Raw genomic sequence first — 15,307 nt, forward strand, 5'->3', positions numbered from 1 at the left:
CCGCTTGACCTGGTCGACTCCGTAGAAGGTGCCTTTCCGGCGACGGCAAGTACCTGCAGTTGCCCCTCGGCGCACCATGTGCCCTCGACGGCTTTGTTGGCGATCGCTGGTGCGGAGCCCCATAAGCAAACGGAAAGTCGCGCCGCATGGGATCAAGGCCTCACCGCCCGCTCTGGCAAGAAACCAGGGAGACAACGTGATTCACGCAGTGAGTCTCCAGGGCGCGGCCTGAGGCCAACCGGCGAAAGAGTGTGACGGCCATGGCGACGGAAGTAGTGCGAGCACGGCACTTAGCCATCCCCCCATCGATGTTCGGGATTCCCTTTGGGATTGCCGCTTTGTCCGGAGTTTGGCGTATCAGCGGTGACCACTGGGCGGCGCTGGTCGCCGACGCACTCGCGGCAGTGTCGGCGCTGCTGACGCTGGCTCTCGTGGTCCCGTGGCTCATAGAGTTGCTCCGACACGAGCGCGTGCTGGCGCAGGATCTGCGAGATCCGGTCGTGGGCCCGTTCGTTCCTGTCGCTGCGATCACTCCCATGCTGTTATCCGCCGCTCTACAGGAGCGGTCCGACATCTTGGCGCGCACGCTGGTGGCAGCCTTCGCGTTCCTTACTCTGGTCGGCGGCCTCTTTGTCGTCATCGCATGGTTGGCCACCTCACTGCCGCTGAGCAGCTACCACCCCGGCTTTTATCTGCCAACGGCCGGCGGTGCGCTCCTGACGGCACAGTGCGTGGCTGCTTTCGACTGGCTTTACCTTGCTCGCACGCTGTTCTTCATCGGCGTCGCAGCATGGCTGATCCTCGGCGTCGTCACGAGTCTGCGGCTCACGCGCACACCGTTGCCGCCGTCGCTGCGCCCTGTGGTGGTCATCGAGCTCGCTGCACCGGCACTGGCGAGCAACACCTATCTCGTCGTCTTCAACCACTACGACCAGTACGCAGTGGCGTTGACGGCGACTACAGCGATCATGGCGCTTGTCCAGGTGGCGATCATTCCGTACTTCCGCGGTTCGTCATTTGGCGTTGCGTTCTGGTCGGCCGCATTCAGCATCTCAACCACAGCGGCCCTCGCTGTCCGGTGGATAGACCATGAAGAGCCGACGCGACCTGCTTTATGGGTTGCGTTGGCGTTGACGCTGGCCACCGGCGTGGTGGTGCTGCTGACCTTCGCCACTGTCTCGGCGGTACGTGCTGGTCGATTCTTTCCCGTTGCACCCAGGTCTGCCCCCAGCGACTGAACGCCTGCAGTGGCTCGACCCTTTGCACGTCGCGGTTCAGGCACACGACTGCACGAGGACGACCGTGGTCATCTGTCTCCGAGAGCCGTTCGCAGGTCCTTGCGCGAGCTGATGACGAGCTTGGCGAACACCTTCCGTAGGTGCCATTCGACGGTGCGAGCGCTGATAAAGAGCCGTTCGCCGATGTCAGCGTTCGTCAGGCCGGAGCTGGCGAGCTCTGCGATCTGCCTCTCTTGGGGCGTCAGTTCCGTGGGGTTCTCCACGCGGACTCGCTTGCGCACGGTTTCGCCGGTCGCCGCCAACTCGCGCCGCGCCCTCTCGGCGAACGCCTCCATTCCGATGGCAGACAGCAGCGCGTGGGCGGCACGCAACTGGCTTCGGCCGTCGACGCGGCGGTTCTCGCGGCGCAGCCACTCGCCGTACAGCAGGTGTGAGCGTCCCAGTTCGACGCGGAGCCCTGCACGGCTGAAGCAATCGATCGCTTGGAGGTAGTACTTCTCGGCCGTCGATCCTGCGCTCAGCAACGCGCACGCCCGAGCTTCGACGCCACGTGCAAATTGGGTTGCCGCCGGCGCTGTCGTGCGCGTGAGTCGATCAAGACCTTCCTGCGCGTCGGCTGGCCTCCCGGTCCGCACGGCCGCCTCGATGAGCTCAGGCAGGGCCCAGGCTGACGGGTGCAGGTCCAACGGGTCGGGACTGGCAAGTCGAGCTTCTGCCAGTGCCTCCTCGTATCGGCCATGGCCGTTGTGGAGCACTGCGGACGCCCAGTGCCCGATGCTGGCGGCAAGGCCTTGTCCCTGCTCGGTGGCCCGACTCAACGTGGCTTCGATCATCGCCCTCGCCTCGTCCGTGCCCCGCAGTGAAGCGACGTACAGGGGTCCGTAGGCGACCAGACTGGTTCCAGTGGCGTCACGCACCTCGGCGCCCTCTGCACCGAGAGCCTCGGCAGCCGCGAGATCGCCCGAGCGAGCCACGACGACACTCAACGCAGCGAGGTAGAAGGGCAGTTGTTCGAGCGCTCCCGTGTCCCGCACGATCTGGATCTGGCGCGAGCAGATGGCTCTCGCCCCGTCGTCGTCCCACAGAAGGAACGGCGCGGTTACCGCCATCCACCCCCAGGCGATGGTGGCGTCCTCTCGCGCGAACATGTCTGTTGCCTGGCGCAGGTCCGACGCTGCAGCGGCGCGCCCAGAAGTGACCAGCAGCGTCAGACCGTCGAGGAGATGGTCCATGGCGCGTGGCGGCCCTGGCGGCGCTCCGAACTGGACGACGGCACGGCTGATCTCTGGCAGGTCACCAGCTCCGGCTCGATCAGCGAAACGCGCCGCGCCCCAGGCGTTCAGGTAGGTCTCACGGGCGAGCTCGACGTCGAGGGGTTCGAGCTTTCTGGCTGCCGCGAGCAGCAGCTGCGGAGCCGTACTGGTCGCCCCGGAGCTGAACGCGATCTGACCTCGCAAGAGGTTGAGCTTGGCCCTCTGGAGGTCGTCGAGCCTCGCTGATTCCGCGGCGGCCAGCATCCGAAGAGCGACATCGAACGCGCCCGCATGCAGGTGTGCCTCGGCGGCCGCCAGTGCTCGGTTGGCTCGCACCCCCGGCTCAGGCGTCAGCTCGAGAGCCCGCTGCAGGAACGCCGCCGCGGCGACGAGTCCGCCACGCGCCCTGGCTCGGCCGGCGCATCGCTCCAGCTCCGCGGCCACCGCTTCGTCCGGTCCCGTGGCCGCCGCGGCCAAGTGCCAGGCGCGTCGTTCGGCATTGACATCCTGGTCGGACACCTCAGCCAACGTGAGGTGCACCTTGCGGCGCGCTGCTGCGCTGGCCGCGTGATAGATCGCGGACCGCGCAAGTGGATGGCGGAAGATGACCCGCTCCGTCATCGAGACGAGATGATCGGTCTCCGCTGCGGTCGCGGCGGATGAGGGAACACCGAGTCTGCCGGCCGCGGCCCAGACCAGTGCCGCGTCACCCACAGGCTCCGCAGCCGCGATGAGCGCGAAGAGCTGGCTGTCCGAAGGCAGCGCCGCGAATCGTTCACGAAAGGTCTCCTCGATCCGGCCCGTCAACGAGTCATGCCCGATTGCTCCGAAACCGGTCGCCAGCTCACTGGCGGTCAAACCTCGCGGGAGCTCGAGCAGCGCCAGTGGGTTGCCCTGGGTTTCGGCCACGATCTGATCGAGCACCCGCCCGTCCGACCGAAAGGTCACCTCGGAGGTCAAGAGCGCGCGTGCGTCATCTGGGCCGAGGCCGTGCACCTCCAGCTCTGGGAGGCCGCGCAGGTCCCTGACCGTCCCGCGGGCGCCGAACAGGAGCGCCACTGATTCTGCCTGCAGCCGCCTTGCCACGAAGCCCACCGCTTGGGCGGAGGCCTGATCCAACCACTGGGCATCATCTACGACGCACAGAAGCGGTCGTTCCGCGGCGACCTCCGCGACCAGGCCCAGGACGGCCAGGCCGACCAGGAACGGATCAGGAGCCTCTCCATGGCTGAGTCCGAAGACCGTCTCCAGCGCCGTTCGCTGAGGCTTGGGTAGTTGGTCCAACCGGTCGAGTATGGGGGCGCAGAGCTGGTGAAGCGCCGCGAACGGCAGCTCCATCTCCGATTGCACCCCGACCGCCCTCAGGACCCGCACGTCGTGCGCCGACGCGACGACGTGGTCCAGGAGTGCGGTCTTGCCGATGCCCGCATCTCCGGTGAGGACAAGCGCGCGACTCTCGCCTCTTCTCACCGCGTCGATGACGGTCTCGAGTGCCGCGCACTCGTCTTGCCGCCCGCGAAGCCTTCTTCGCTCGGTCGGTCCACTCGGCTTCACACGTCGTTCGGCCCCTAGTCTCGCGCTGCGCCCACCCCACGCCGTTGGGGCGGCCAGTGTCGAGGAACAGTTCTTGGGACACTAGAACGCTGCACGTAGGGTGGCAACGGGTTTGACCTCGCATCACCCAGTTTGCGGACAGATGGTCACCCACCTGGGCCACCTTACCGCTTGCTCCGCGCACCAGAAGTGTCGCTCAGGGCAGAGCGCCACTCCGGCACGCTGAACGGGTCCGCGAAGTACTGCGTCTCGTGAATGACCTGCTGGTCGAGGAACTCCATGATCGACACCGAGAACGTCGGCACACCGTCGTAGGAGATGGTGCACTCGCTCACCCACAGGTTGCCTTCACCGACGATGCGAAGTACGGCGAAGCGCCGGTCAGCGGGATGCTGACTGCGCTGGGCTGCGATGGTGGCCCGCCCTCGGAAGCGCTCCCCTGACTGGGGGTATTCCAACTCAGCGTCCACCGCGTAGATGGCGTGCTCTGCATCTGTGTCGCCGAGGTCGGACGCCAGCCAGTGTGCCTCGATGGCGGCCTTGGTCGTAGCCATGACGTCCCTTCTATGCCAATACGTTGGGCAGGCGTGGACGCGTGCACGTGAGGAGCAGGACGGAGTCGGTCAGGGCAGTCACGTCCATCTCTGCGAGCCGTCCCACGACCATCTCACCTGGGAAGGTGGTGGCTGATCTGCCCCAGCCCCGCACGCGCACCTGGCCCTGCAAGACCTGGATCGCCGTCCCATCGTCCACAGGCGCCGATCCGGAGAGGGCACGTCCGGCGGTCATGGCAACCAGAAGAATGACGGTGGCGTATCCGTCATCGTGGAGTATCTCGATGCTCCTCCCCGGCTCTGCGTTGCGAGCGCGTAGGAGATGCCGCCTGCTCAGCACCATGAGGGAGGCACGCTCGACTCGTCTCCGTGTTGAGGTCGCCACACTGCCCCTCGTCACCGGGCTCAACGCTCGAGCGCTGCCGTGAGCTGAATCCGTCTGGTGACGCCCAGCTTGGGGAACAGCCGGTACAGGTGCGCTCCGACGGTGCGTGGCGAAAGTGAGAGCACGGTTCCGATCTCGCGGTTGGTCATCCCGGCTGCCGCCATCCGCGCCACCTCCAGTTCCTGTGAGGAAAGCAGCACCGTCGACTCAGCGGATGGCCGTGCAGGCCGGATCCCGGCTGCTCGAAGCTCATGAGCGGCACGCCTCTCCCATGGGTCGGCGTCCATGGACCTGAACATTCGTTCGGCCGTGGCCAGATGCCGTCGAGCCTCCAGGGCCCGCCGGCTTCTGCGCAGTTGTTCACCACGCGCCAGGTGGGCGCGGGCACCCAACCAAGGCCAGCGGCCCACGCCGTGCGAGAACAACACCTCATAGCACGCATCTGCATGGGCGGGCTCGCTCAGCATGGCGGTGGCGAGCAGGAGCTCCCCCAGCCCGATGTCGTTGTCGAACATCTCCTCGTCTCCGAGGGTCGAGATGAGCTCGCGCGTCTGCACCACTCTGTCAGCGTGAACCGCAGCGTCGGCGAGATGGCTCAACATCCCCCAGGCGATGAGGCCGTCGATCGACCCGCAGGGACTGTCGAGTAGCGATGCGAGCAAGTCGTACCCGTCAACCCACCGCTCGTGGGCGAGCAGCTCTACGGCCTCCACCAGATCTGCAAGGTCTCGGTCAGTGGAGCGGTCCGAGAGCGCAACATGCGTCAGGAGGGAGGATTCCTCGGTCACGACCTCTCCCCGGCGGACCCTCAGGACTGAGGTGGCGAAGGCGGCACGGTCCAGCCAGCGGGACTGGTCCGTCTGAGTGCCGAGCCGCGTGGCTCTGAGAAGAGCAGCCGTCGCGGTCGGGATTCGACCAAGACACGTCGCTACCTGGCCGACCAGAGCGTGCGCAACGGTTGCTACGCCGCATTGTCCATTGCCCTCGAGCTGAGTCGCAGCCCGTTCGAGCAAGGGCAGGGACACGGAGAGCGCACCACACCTCAAGGCGTCGAGGCCGGCCAGCGCGGTCGCGGCCGCTCTGCCGACAGACGAGGGACTTTCCTGATGCGCCTTCGTGACCATGGCGGCGATCCGTCCGGAGCCGGATGCGAACTCCGCAGCCAGGACGGCGAAAGCCGACGATGCCTGGCCCCAGTCACACAGGAGCTGGGCCGCCGACAGCTGCTGCTGCCACGTGCCGCCCTTGGAGCTTGTACCGCGAAAGGCTGACTCGAGTGCATCGCCGACGAGGCTCGTGTCTGCGTCGAGCTCGAGCCTGCGGCAGTCGGTGAGCAACTCGGTGCCCCGGCCCCACAACCCACCCGCGAACGCGCATGCAACACCCTGGACGAGTAGCTGGGCGCGCTCCACCGAATCCTCGCTGAGCCATGCTGCCCGGCTGAACATCTCGGTCGCCTCGTCCTGGCGGCCTGCTGCCTGGAAGCGCACTGCTGCCGAGCGAGCACGACGCGCAGCCGCTCTGTTCGGCACGACCTGGGCCATGGCTTCGTGCCACTCGCGAACCAGGGAATCCCCGGTCAGTACCTTGGCCCAGGCAGCGTGCGCCTCGGCAACTGCTGAAGGTGGCTCTGAGTCGAGCGCTCTGGTCATCGTGCTGTAGTCACCCAGGGCCAGACAGGTCTGACGGCGCACCACCTGACCGGCCCTGACCAGGCTGTCGACTTCCGACCCGTGCACGGTTCGTCCAAGGATCAAGGAGGCCGCGGAGAGCAGACTCCACTCCTCAGCCAAGCCCGCAGTTGCGAGTAGCCGGACGAGGGTTCTCTCGGCCGATCGGCGGACGCTCGCACGACATGACGACAGGCCTCCGGAGTGCACCAAACGGAGAACGACATCAGCGTCGATCGTCGCAGTCATGGCATCCGCCTCCCACATCCAGTCCTGACATCTCTGCGTCAGGATCTGACGCATCTACACCGTGTCTGAGCGCGGACGGATTCGCGCCCGTGTGACCCACTGGCGAGCACCCCGGATCGCCGCTGGGGAGCCGCCAGGGCTGCATAGAGCTCCCCACGGACGCTCGGAGACCACCGCAGACCAGTAGCAACGACCGGGACGAACTCGTAAGGTGGCCAAGAGACTGGTTGCATATCCACCAACGCCGGCCAGCACTCTGCGGCCGCCGCCTTGCTCGTGATCCTGGTCGTTCTCGTTCTCGCGTTGTCTACGTGGTCTTGAGCAGGAGGGCGACGAGGATGAAGGTCAACGAACGACTGTCACCTAGCGGTGAGGACGGCCGCCTGTTCGGACGGCATTCCGAGTGCGACCGTTTCGATGAGCTCCTGGCATCGGCTCGAGCCGGCCTGAGTGGAGTCATCGTGCTCCGTGGCGGCCCCGGGCTCGGGAAGTCGACGCTGCTGGAACATGCCGTCGGCAGGGCGACGGACATGCGGATCCTGCGGGCACAGGGGGTCGAGTCCGAGATGGAGCTTCCCTATGCAGCCCTCCACCAGTTGTGCGCACCGCTCATGGCGCTTGTGTCCACGCTTCCGGCGCCGCAGGGTGAAGCCCTGGCAACCGTGTTCGGCGTACGCACAGGTCTGCCCCCTGACCGGTTTCTTGTCGGTCTTTCGGTGCTCAGCCTGCTGTCCCAGGCCGCCGAGGAGCAGCCCCTGTTGTGCGTGGTGGACGACGCCCAGTGGTTGGATGCCTCCTCAGCCCAGGTTCTCGGGTTCGTCGCCCGCCGCCTCCTTGCTGAACCGATCGCTTTCGCGTTCGGTGCTCGGCAAACGCCGGAGGGTCTGTTCGGGCTGCCGGAGCTCGAGCTCACGGGTCTTCGTGATGTCGACGCCCGCGTGCTGCTGGACTCGGTCACGCGCACGCGTCTCGACGGACACGTCCGAGATCAGATCGTCGCGGAGACCCGGGGCAACCCGTTGGCGCTGCTGGAGCTTCCTCGCGGGCTCACCACCACCGAGCTGGCCGGCGGATTCGGCTTGTTGCAGGGGGGCGCGCTGCCTGGCCGCATCGAGGAGAGCTTCAAGCGGCGCATCGACGGTCTGTCCGAGGGCACCCGTACCCTCCTTCTCATCGCCGCTGCTGAACCTGTCGGGGACCCGGCCATCATGTGGCGAGCCGCGGAACGCCTCGGCATCGAGCTCAGCGCCGCCATCGACGACGACACCGAGGACCTGCTGGCGATCAACGAACGCGTCACGTTCAGACACCCGCTGGTGCGCTCGGCGGTGTACGGCGCGGCCAGCTCCTCGGAGCGCCGTGCGGTGCACCGTGCCTTGGCCGAGGTGACCGACAAAGAACTCGATCCAGATCGCCGCGCGTGGCATCTCGCCTCCGCGGCAGCCGGTCCGGACGAGGCTGTGGCCGCCGAGCTGGGGCGCTCGGCGGAGAGGGCTCAGGCCAGAGGCGGGCTGCCGGCAGCAGCGGCGTTCCTGCAGCGAGCCGTCACCCTCACGACCGACCCGGCTCTGCGGGCGGACCGCGCACTGGCCGCGGCACGCGCCAGTCTGCACGCCGCCGATCTCGAGTCCGCGGGCCGGTTCACCGAGATAGCCAGCCGCGAGGCACAGGACGATTCGCAAGAGGCGCGGGCGCTGCTCATGCAGGGGCACATCGCCTTCGCTTCGGGGTTCAACGACGACGCCATTGCGCTCCTGTTCCAAGCAGCCCGGCGCCTGGAGCCGCTGGACATGGCTCTCGCGAGGGAGACCTACCTGGTCGCATGGGGGTCAGCGGCCGTGATCGCCGCAGACCAGCCGAGCGTCGAGAAGATCTCGCGTGCGGTCGTGGCTCTGCCGCCCATGACCGGTGCCCCTCGGCCGCTCGACCTCGTGTTGGATGGCTGCGCCCGCCTGGTCATGGACGGCCGGGCGGCAGCTGTTCCGCTGCTGAAGGCGGCGGCAGCGGCCATCGCAGAACTGCCGGCTCGCGACGTGCTCACCTGGGGCTGGCAGGCCAGCGGTGTCTTCGCAGCCATCTGGGACGACGCACTCCAGCGCGCCGTGCACGGCCGCGAGGTCGATGTGGTCCGCGCGGCGGGTGCGTTGACCGAGCTTCCGATCCATCTCGTCTCCCACGCAGTGACGGTCATCTGGACCGGCGAATTCGCTGCCGCTGAGGTGCTCGTCGCAGAGGGAGACCTGGCCGCTGCTGCAACAGGCACGCAGCTGGCGCCGAGCGCTGGGCTCATCCTGGCCGCCCTTCGTGGCCGAGAGCCGGAGGCGGCACCGCTGATCGAGGCGGTCATCGAGCAGGCGGGTGCGGCGCATCAGCTCATGGGAGTCACCTACGCCAACTGGGCGGCCGCCATTCTGTACAACGGGCTCGCCAAGTACGGCGACGCCGTGCGCGCTGCGCGCGTCTGTGCGGATATCGGTGACCTCTGGATCTCTGTCTGGGCGCTCCCCGAGATGGTGGAGGCGGCCGCGCGTGCGGGAGACGAGGGGGCAGCGAGAGCAGCACTCGCCCGACTCGAGGACGCCACAGAACCTTGTGGTACCGATTGGGCTCTAGGGGTGCTGGCTCGCTCGCGGGCGCTGCTGGCTGATGAGGACCGGGCGACGGAGCTGTTCGCCGAGGCTGTGGAGCGACTGAGCCGCACCCGGTTGCGTCCCGAGCTCGCCAGGGCGTACCTCCTGCACGGTGAGTGGCTGCGCGGAAGCGGACAGCACGTGAATGCCCGTGGTCCCCTGCGGACGGCGTACGACATGTTCGGCTCGATCGGCATGGAGGCCTTCGCAGAACGAGCACGTCGAGAGCTTGTGGCAGCAGGAGAGACAGTGGTGCGTCGGGCAAGCCGCTTCACGGCTACCGACGAGCTGACGTCTCAGGAGCGTCAGATTGCGCTCATGGTGCGGTCCGGGTTGTCGAACCCCGAGGTCGGTGCTCGCCTCTTCCTCAGTCCCCGCACCGTCGAGTGGCATCTTCGTAAGGTGTTCGCCAAGCTGTCGATCACCTCGAGGCGGCAGCTGCGCGAGGCACTGAAGGGCTTCGACTGGGTACCGACCGACGGGGCAGCGTGATCACTGGCCAGCGTTTGTCGTCGGGTTCGGCGTCGGACCGTTCGGGTGGCGGGTCAGCCGGTCGGTGGTGACGGTCAGCCACCGCGCCAGGGGCAGGGATTCGAGAAGGTGCTGCAGTTCTGGAGCGCTGCGGACTTGCCAGTGACCGAGGTTGTGACACGCACGGGGAAGAGACCACAGGCGGAGCATGCTCCCGCAGAGGCGAGTTCGGTGACGCGCTCCGCCTCTCTCGAGGTGAGCTCTTCGACCATCCCCGCCTCGGCCTGTTCCGGGATGGTCAGGACGAATGTCGTGAAGAACTCGACACACCGTGGATCGAGCGGTGCGTAGCCGGGACCGGGATCGTTGGGGTGCGGCCGCAATGGTGTGACTCGGTCGCGCCGCCAGGCATGCAGCGGCATGGATTCCAGAGCATGATCTAGCTCGGCGCGGCTCCTGGCCGCGAAGAGTCCCGTCGTACGCCACTCTCCCGGTTGCAAAGGAGGACGCCACAAACGCAAGATGCTTCCCGCCTCGACGAGTTCGCGAGTGCTCGCCGCCTCCTTGGAGCGCATGGCCGTGACCTCGTCCGTGGATGTTCCACTCGGCACTTGTGTGGTCATCTCGACCAGATACTCCATGGCAGCCCTCCCACGTTGACCGAGATACGACTCGACCACTGTCCAGCGGTGCCCCGCGGCTCGCGCCCGTCACGGTCCCTGGCGGACACAGCACTAGTGAGTGGCACGGGCGCGAGGCGGCTCACAGCAGATGAGTGTGGGTGTCCTCATCAGGACGAGCACGAGGTCTGCAGTCATGAACACGAAGAGCACGGTTGTCACACCTTCCGGCTCGGACGCCGGCGCCTCCGGGGATCCGTCGTGAACCTGCACGGAGCGGCGGCATTGGTGACCGGGGCCAGCAGCGGCATCGGCGCAGCGACCGCTCGCAAGCTTGCGCGGGAGGGGGTGATGGTGGGCTTGGTGGCTCGCCGGTGGGATCGGCTGGCCGCGCTCGCTGAGGAGGTCGCGGCTGCAGGTGGAACCGCACTGGTCGTGCAGGCGGACATCACTGATCCCGATCGCGCCGCTGGGGCGGTTGAGGAGGTTGCGGACAGCTTCGGACGGTTGGACATTCTCGTGAACAGCGCGGGAGTGATGCTTCTGGACTCGGCCCTGCACACCCCCTTGGACGAGTGGGACCGGATGGTCGACCTCAACGTGCGCGCCATGCTCCACGTGACCCACGCTGCTGTGCCGCACCTCATCGGATCCGCGTCGACATCGCCGCGGGGGGTGGCTGACATCGTGAACATCAGCAGCACCGCGGGGAGGGTGGCGCGGCCAACGAGCACCGTCTACAACCTCACCAAGTTCGGCATGAACGGATTCAGCGAGGCCTTGCGGCAAGAGCTGTTGCCGGAACGGGTGCGCGTGTGCCTGGTCGAGCCCGGTGTCGTGAGCACAGAGCTTCTCGACCACGTCGGCGACTCGTTGCGCGACGCCGCAAGGCGGCAGGTCGACGGCGTCGAACCGCTACGCCCCGAGGACGTCGCGGACGCGGTCGCCTATGTAGTCAGGCAGGAGCGTCGGGTGGCCATCAACGAGATACTTCTGCGCGCCGCTGACCAAACCTGGTGACGGCTCAACGCACCCGGCGCAACACGTCGGGCAGACCGCGCACGGAGAGGACCGTGGCAAGGATGCCGCTCACCAGAACCGGGACGGTCCATGCCCAACGACCGACGAGATCGCTCGCCAGGGCGCCTAGACCGCATCCAGCCGCAAAGCCCAGGAGGAGCGGCCACAGGACGAGCCACGCCTCGCGGTCGGCAGCTCGATCGCTGGCCCACCGTGACGCAGCTTCCGCGGAGCGGTCTTCGCGGCGGGACCCAGCCGATGGTGGCCCGGCCTGCAACCACATGAGCGCCATGCCGACGACAGCCACCGTCGAGGCAACGATGTTGCCCGTCATGACGGCCGTGGAGGGGGCACGTGCGAACGTCAGGTGCAGCAACGCGTTCTGGCAAGCCATCGAGGCGACGGCAAGCACCGCAATCACAACCTCGGGACCTGATCCGGCCCGGACAGTCGGAGGAGCCAACACCGCTGCGCCCGCGGTTGCGGCGAGCAAGGCGAACTGCAACCACATGAACGTGCTGGCCCACTGATACGGACTCCGACGGGACCTGTCGACAAGGGCCGCGAGCACAGCAGTCACTGCGATGAAAACGACCACGGCGATCAGCGCAGTGGCTCGCATCGGCCGATGTGCTGCAAGATCTGCGGCGAGTACGACGAGATTGCCAGTGACGTGCGCGGCGAAGAGGCCGTTGAGCAGAACGAACGAGGTCACGTCGGCCATGCCTGCAATGAAGCTGAGGACCAAGGGAATGGCCGTAGCACCAAGGTCGCCGACGTCCCTCCGTCCACGTGCGACGTCGGTGTGAGTCATGTTCGCAAACTGTCGTCGTCGCTCCTGGAGCGTGATACGGCCTTGAACACCCGGGAGTGCGACCAGATGGAGTCGGCGACAAGGAACCCGAGCGCCATGACGGACATGATCAGAACCGCTGAGCTTGCGCAGTCGACGGTCACTACGAGGAGTTGCTGGCTCGAGTTGGCCGGTGCCGATGGCAGCTGCACGAAGCCGGCGAGGGCGCGAAAGATCAGCACTCCGGGGATGAGCGACACGACGGAGGCGAAGCCAAGGGCGGAGAAGGGAAGCTGCCATCGCTCACAGACCGGCACGAGCACCAGGCCGACGACCAGACAGGCCAACCCCGCGCCGACCCAGGGATTGGCATGCGCGTGCTCGACGACCATCCATCTGAGGGCGTGAGCCGCTGCGCCCACGAGGAACGGCCAGTAGAAGAACCGGAGCGCCACGCCGTAGAACACCCCGTAGGCCACAGCCAGCACACCCGCGGTCGGGACGTCTACCCAGATCGGTACGTCGCGACCGGTGGGAGCGGCGTCGAGGTGTACTTGACCCAGCCAGAGTCCCGTCAGCAACCCTGCGGTGACGGCGACCATGATGATGGAGGCGAAGACCAAGCGACTGGCGCCCAGAGGAATTCTCAGCGTCGCCATGTCCAGGACTCCCTTGAGCAGGTGCGGCCCGGGCACCAAGATCAAACATGGACACAGAGCCGCCAGGCCGAGGGCGGAGTCGACGCCCAGGGCGCTCAATGTCGCGCCACAGAGTCCGGCAAGCAGTGCTGCAACGAACGCCTGGGCATACACGTTGGCGCCTTGCTTACCCAGGCCGCGGCGGACGACCGCCCCGAGAGCGCAGCACACCCCGATGAACGCCAAGGCCGTTGCTTGATGTACGCCGAAGATGATGCCCAGTCCGCAACCACCGGCGACACAGGCGACCGTGAACAGTCCGACGTGCGTGGGCGGCATGTTCGTCGCCCCGCGCAGGCGATCCGACGCGTCGGTGAGATCGACCCTGCCGGAGTCCAGGTCATTGATGATGCGGTCCACCGCAAGCACTCGGTGCAGGGCAAGCTCATCGGGGATGGCGTCGTTCCCGCGGACCGCGTAATCGCCGGCGTCGGACTTGAACAAGAAGGTCGACCATGACCACCCGAGCACAGCCCGTGCGTCCAACCCCAGGGCGCGAGCCAACTGGCCGGTGCGCCGTTCGGCGCGCTCTGTCTCGGCCCCGTTCGCATGCAGCGCGCTGATCGCCCGGACGAGGAAGCGCTCCGCATCCGCAGACCCGTGCGGCGGCGCCGGGGTCGTTGCTGCTGCTTCTGGCGCGATCATCACGCTCCGCCGACGCCGTGTCCGACCATCGTCCGGGGGTCGACCGTGGAGTCGAACTCTGCTGCCGTCACGTGTCCGGAGGCCAACGCAGCTTCCCGCAACGTCTGCCCCTGAGCCAAGGCGTCCTCAGCGATGTGCGCGGAGTTCTGGTATCCGATCAACGGGCTCAGAGCAGTCACGAGCATGAGACTTTCCGCCACGTAACTGGAGATCTGCTTCTCGTTGAGCTCCGTTCCGCGCACCGAGTACCTCAGGAACTTCTGGATGCCGTCGCCGAGGATCCGCGCCGAGTGGAGGAAGTTGGTGATGATGATGGGGCGCATTGCGTTGAGCTCGAAGTTGCCCTGTGAGCCCGCAAAGGCCACCGAGCAGTCGTTGCCCAGTACCTGGATGGCGATCATCACCATCGCCTCACACTGGGTCGGATTGACCTTGCCGGGCATGATGGACGACCCAGGCTCGTTGGCAGGCAGGCGCAGCTCCGCAAACCCCGTCCTCGGACCCGAGGCCAGCCATCGCATGTCGTTGGCAACCTTCATCAGAGTGACAGCGAGCCCACGGAGGGCCGCATGCGCGCGCACGATCGCGTCGAGGGAACCCTGCGCCGCGAACTTGTTCGGCGCCGTGACGAACGGCTTGCCCGTGAGGCGTGCGATCTCGGCCGCTACCTCCACGCTGAAACCTGCAGGCGCGTTCAGACCGGTGCCGACGGCGGTTCCGCCCAGAGCGAGCTGATAGAGGCCCTCGCGACTGCGCTGGAGCTCTTCGATGCAGCTGTTGAGCTGCGCGGCCCATCCAGACCATTCCTGGCCCACCGTGAGCGGGACGGCGTCCTCCAAGTGGGTGCGACCGACCTTGACCACGTCCATCCACACTGTTGACTTCTCGTGCAGCTCCGCCGCGAGGTCCTGCACCGCGGGCACCAGCCGATCGTCGAGCTCCGCGATCGCGGCAAGGTGCATGGCAGTGGGGAAGCTGTCGTTGCTCGACTGGCCCATGTTGACGTCGTCGTTCGGGCCGACCGGCACCTGACTGCCGAGAGCACCGCCAAGCAGCTGGATGGCGCGGTTGGCGAGCACCTCGTTCACGTTCATGTTGCTCTGGGTGCCGGAGCCGGTCTGCCATACGTACAAAGGGAAGTGCGCGTCGAGCTCACCGCCGATGGCCTCGTCGGCGGCTCGGACGATCGCTTCAGCCTTCCACTGGGGGAGACGACCCGCCCGCTGGTTGACGATCGCAGCGGCCTTCTTGACGTAGCCGTAGGCGTGGTAGACCGCTGCGGGCATCCGATCTTCTCCGATGGAGAAGTGGTACAGGGACCGCTGGGTCTGAGCGCCCCAGTACCGATCTGCCGGAACCTCGACCGATCCCATGCTGTCGAACTCCTGGCGAGTCCCGCTGATGTCGATCCCGATGGGGAGATCGCGCAGGGCGCGATCAGGGGTTGCTGTCTCGAGCTTGTCCACGTTCATCTGTCTCTTCTCCAGTCGATGCCATGCGATTGCGTGCTGAGGGTCAGCCCTGCTC

General features: G+C 66.8%; 10 protein-coding genes and 1 pseudogene. 3 read left to right on the forward strand and 8 right to left on the reverse strand.

The window, feature by feature from the left end; genetic code table 11:
• The first annotated feature begins 260 nt into the window (after positions 1–260).
• Complete coding sequence (locus H976_RS0108365; RefSeq protein ID WP_081682770.1) at positions 261–1,238, forward strand: hypothetical protein; 978 nt, start codon at positions 261–263, stop codon at positions 1,236–1,238.
• A gap of 68 nt (positions 1,239–1,306) precedes the next feature.
• On the opposite strand, the gene H976_RS0108370 is transcribed toward H976_RS0108365, so the two are convergent.
• From H976_RS0108370 to H976_RS0108385, 3 genes are all read right to left on the reverse strand, one after another.
• Complete coding sequence (locus H976_RS0108370) at positions 1,307–4,045, reverse strand: AAA family ATPase (RefSeq protein WP_027861171.1); 2,739 nt, start codon at positions 4,043–4,045, stop codon at positions 1,307–1,309.
• 164 nt (positions 4,046–4,209) lie between these two features.
• Complete coding sequence (locus tag H976_RS0108375) at positions 4,210–4,599, reverse strand: nuclear transport factor 2 family protein (RefSeq protein ID WP_027861172.1); 390 nt, start codon at positions 4,597–4,599, stop codon at positions 4,210–4,212.
• Positions 4,600–5,004: 405 nt separating this feature from the next.
• Positions 5,005–6,903, reverse strand: a complete 1,899-nt coding sequence (locus tag H976_RS0108385) for a helix-turn-helix transcriptional regulator (RefSeq protein ID WP_196804011.1) — start codon at positions 6,901–6,903, stop codon at positions 5,005–5,007.
• 338 nt (positions 6,904–7,241) lie between these two features.
• Between H976_RS0108385 and H976_RS25285 the strand changes: the two genes are divergently transcribed.
• Entirely contained in the window at positions 7,242–10,025 is a 2,784-nt protein-coding gene (locus H976_RS25285; RefSeq protein ID WP_051276498.1) for an AAA family ATPase, read from the forward strand.
• Here H976_RS25285 and H976_RS31115 read toward each other — a convergent pair whose 3' ends face one another.
• Both H976_RS31115 and H976_RS31120 read right to left on the reverse strand, forming a co-directional pair.
• Positions 10,026–10,214, reverse strand: coding sequence for a muconolactone Delta-isomerase family protein (locus tag H976_RS31115; RefSeq protein WP_369759011.1), 189 nt, complete (start codon positions 10,212–10,214; stop codon positions 10,026–10,028).
• Positions 10,215–10,378: 164 nt separating this feature from the next.
• Positions 10,379–10,645 (reverse strand): annotated as a pseudogene (locus H976_RS31120) (muconolactone Delta-isomerase family protein); the annotation flags it as partial.
• Positions 10,646–10,885: 240 nt separating this feature from the next.
• On the opposite strand from H976_RS31120, the gene H976_RS0108395 reads away from it, so the two are divergent.
• Entirely contained in the window at positions 10,886–11,644 is a 759-nt protein-coding gene (locus tag H976_RS0108395; protein ID WP_036225426.1) for an SDR family NAD(P)-dependent oxidoreductase, read from the forward strand.
• 4 nt (positions 11,645–11,648) lie between these two features.
• Here the strand turns inward: H976_RS0108395 and H976_RS0108400 are convergent, their stop codons facing one another.
• Genes H976_RS0108400 through fumC form a run of 3 tightly spaced genes read right to left on the reverse strand, consistent with a single transcriptional unit; the run spans position 11,649 to position 15,183 of the window.
• On the reverse strand, positions 11,649–12,458 hold the full coding sequence (locus tag H976_RS0108400) for a YoaK family protein (protein ID WP_027861176.1): 810 nt from the start codon (positions 12,456–12,458) through the stop codon (positions 11,649–11,651).
• Complete coding sequence (locus tag H976_RS0108405) at positions 12,455–13,780, reverse strand: threonine/serine exporter ThrE family protein (protein WP_155918093.1); 1,326 nt, start codon at positions 13,778–13,780, stop codon at positions 12,455–12,457. The genes H976_RS0108400 and H976_RS0108405 overlap by 4 nt, the downstream gene beginning before the upstream one ends.
• A complete protein-coding gene (fumC, locus tag H976_RS0108410) occupies positions 13,780–15,183 on the reverse strand; it encodes a class II fumarate hydratase (RefSeq protein ID WP_231388844.1) in 1,404 nt (467 codons plus the stop codon). The genes H976_RS0108405 and fumC overlap by 1 nt, the downstream gene beginning before the upstream one ends.
• Between the last annotated feature and the right edge of the window lie 124 nt (positions 15,184–15,307).

Source organism: Marmoricola sp. URHB0036, from assembly GCF_000426045.1.
Classification (GTDB): domain Bacteria; phylum Actinomycetota; class Actinomycetes; order Propionibacteriales; family Nocardioidaceae; genus Marmoricola.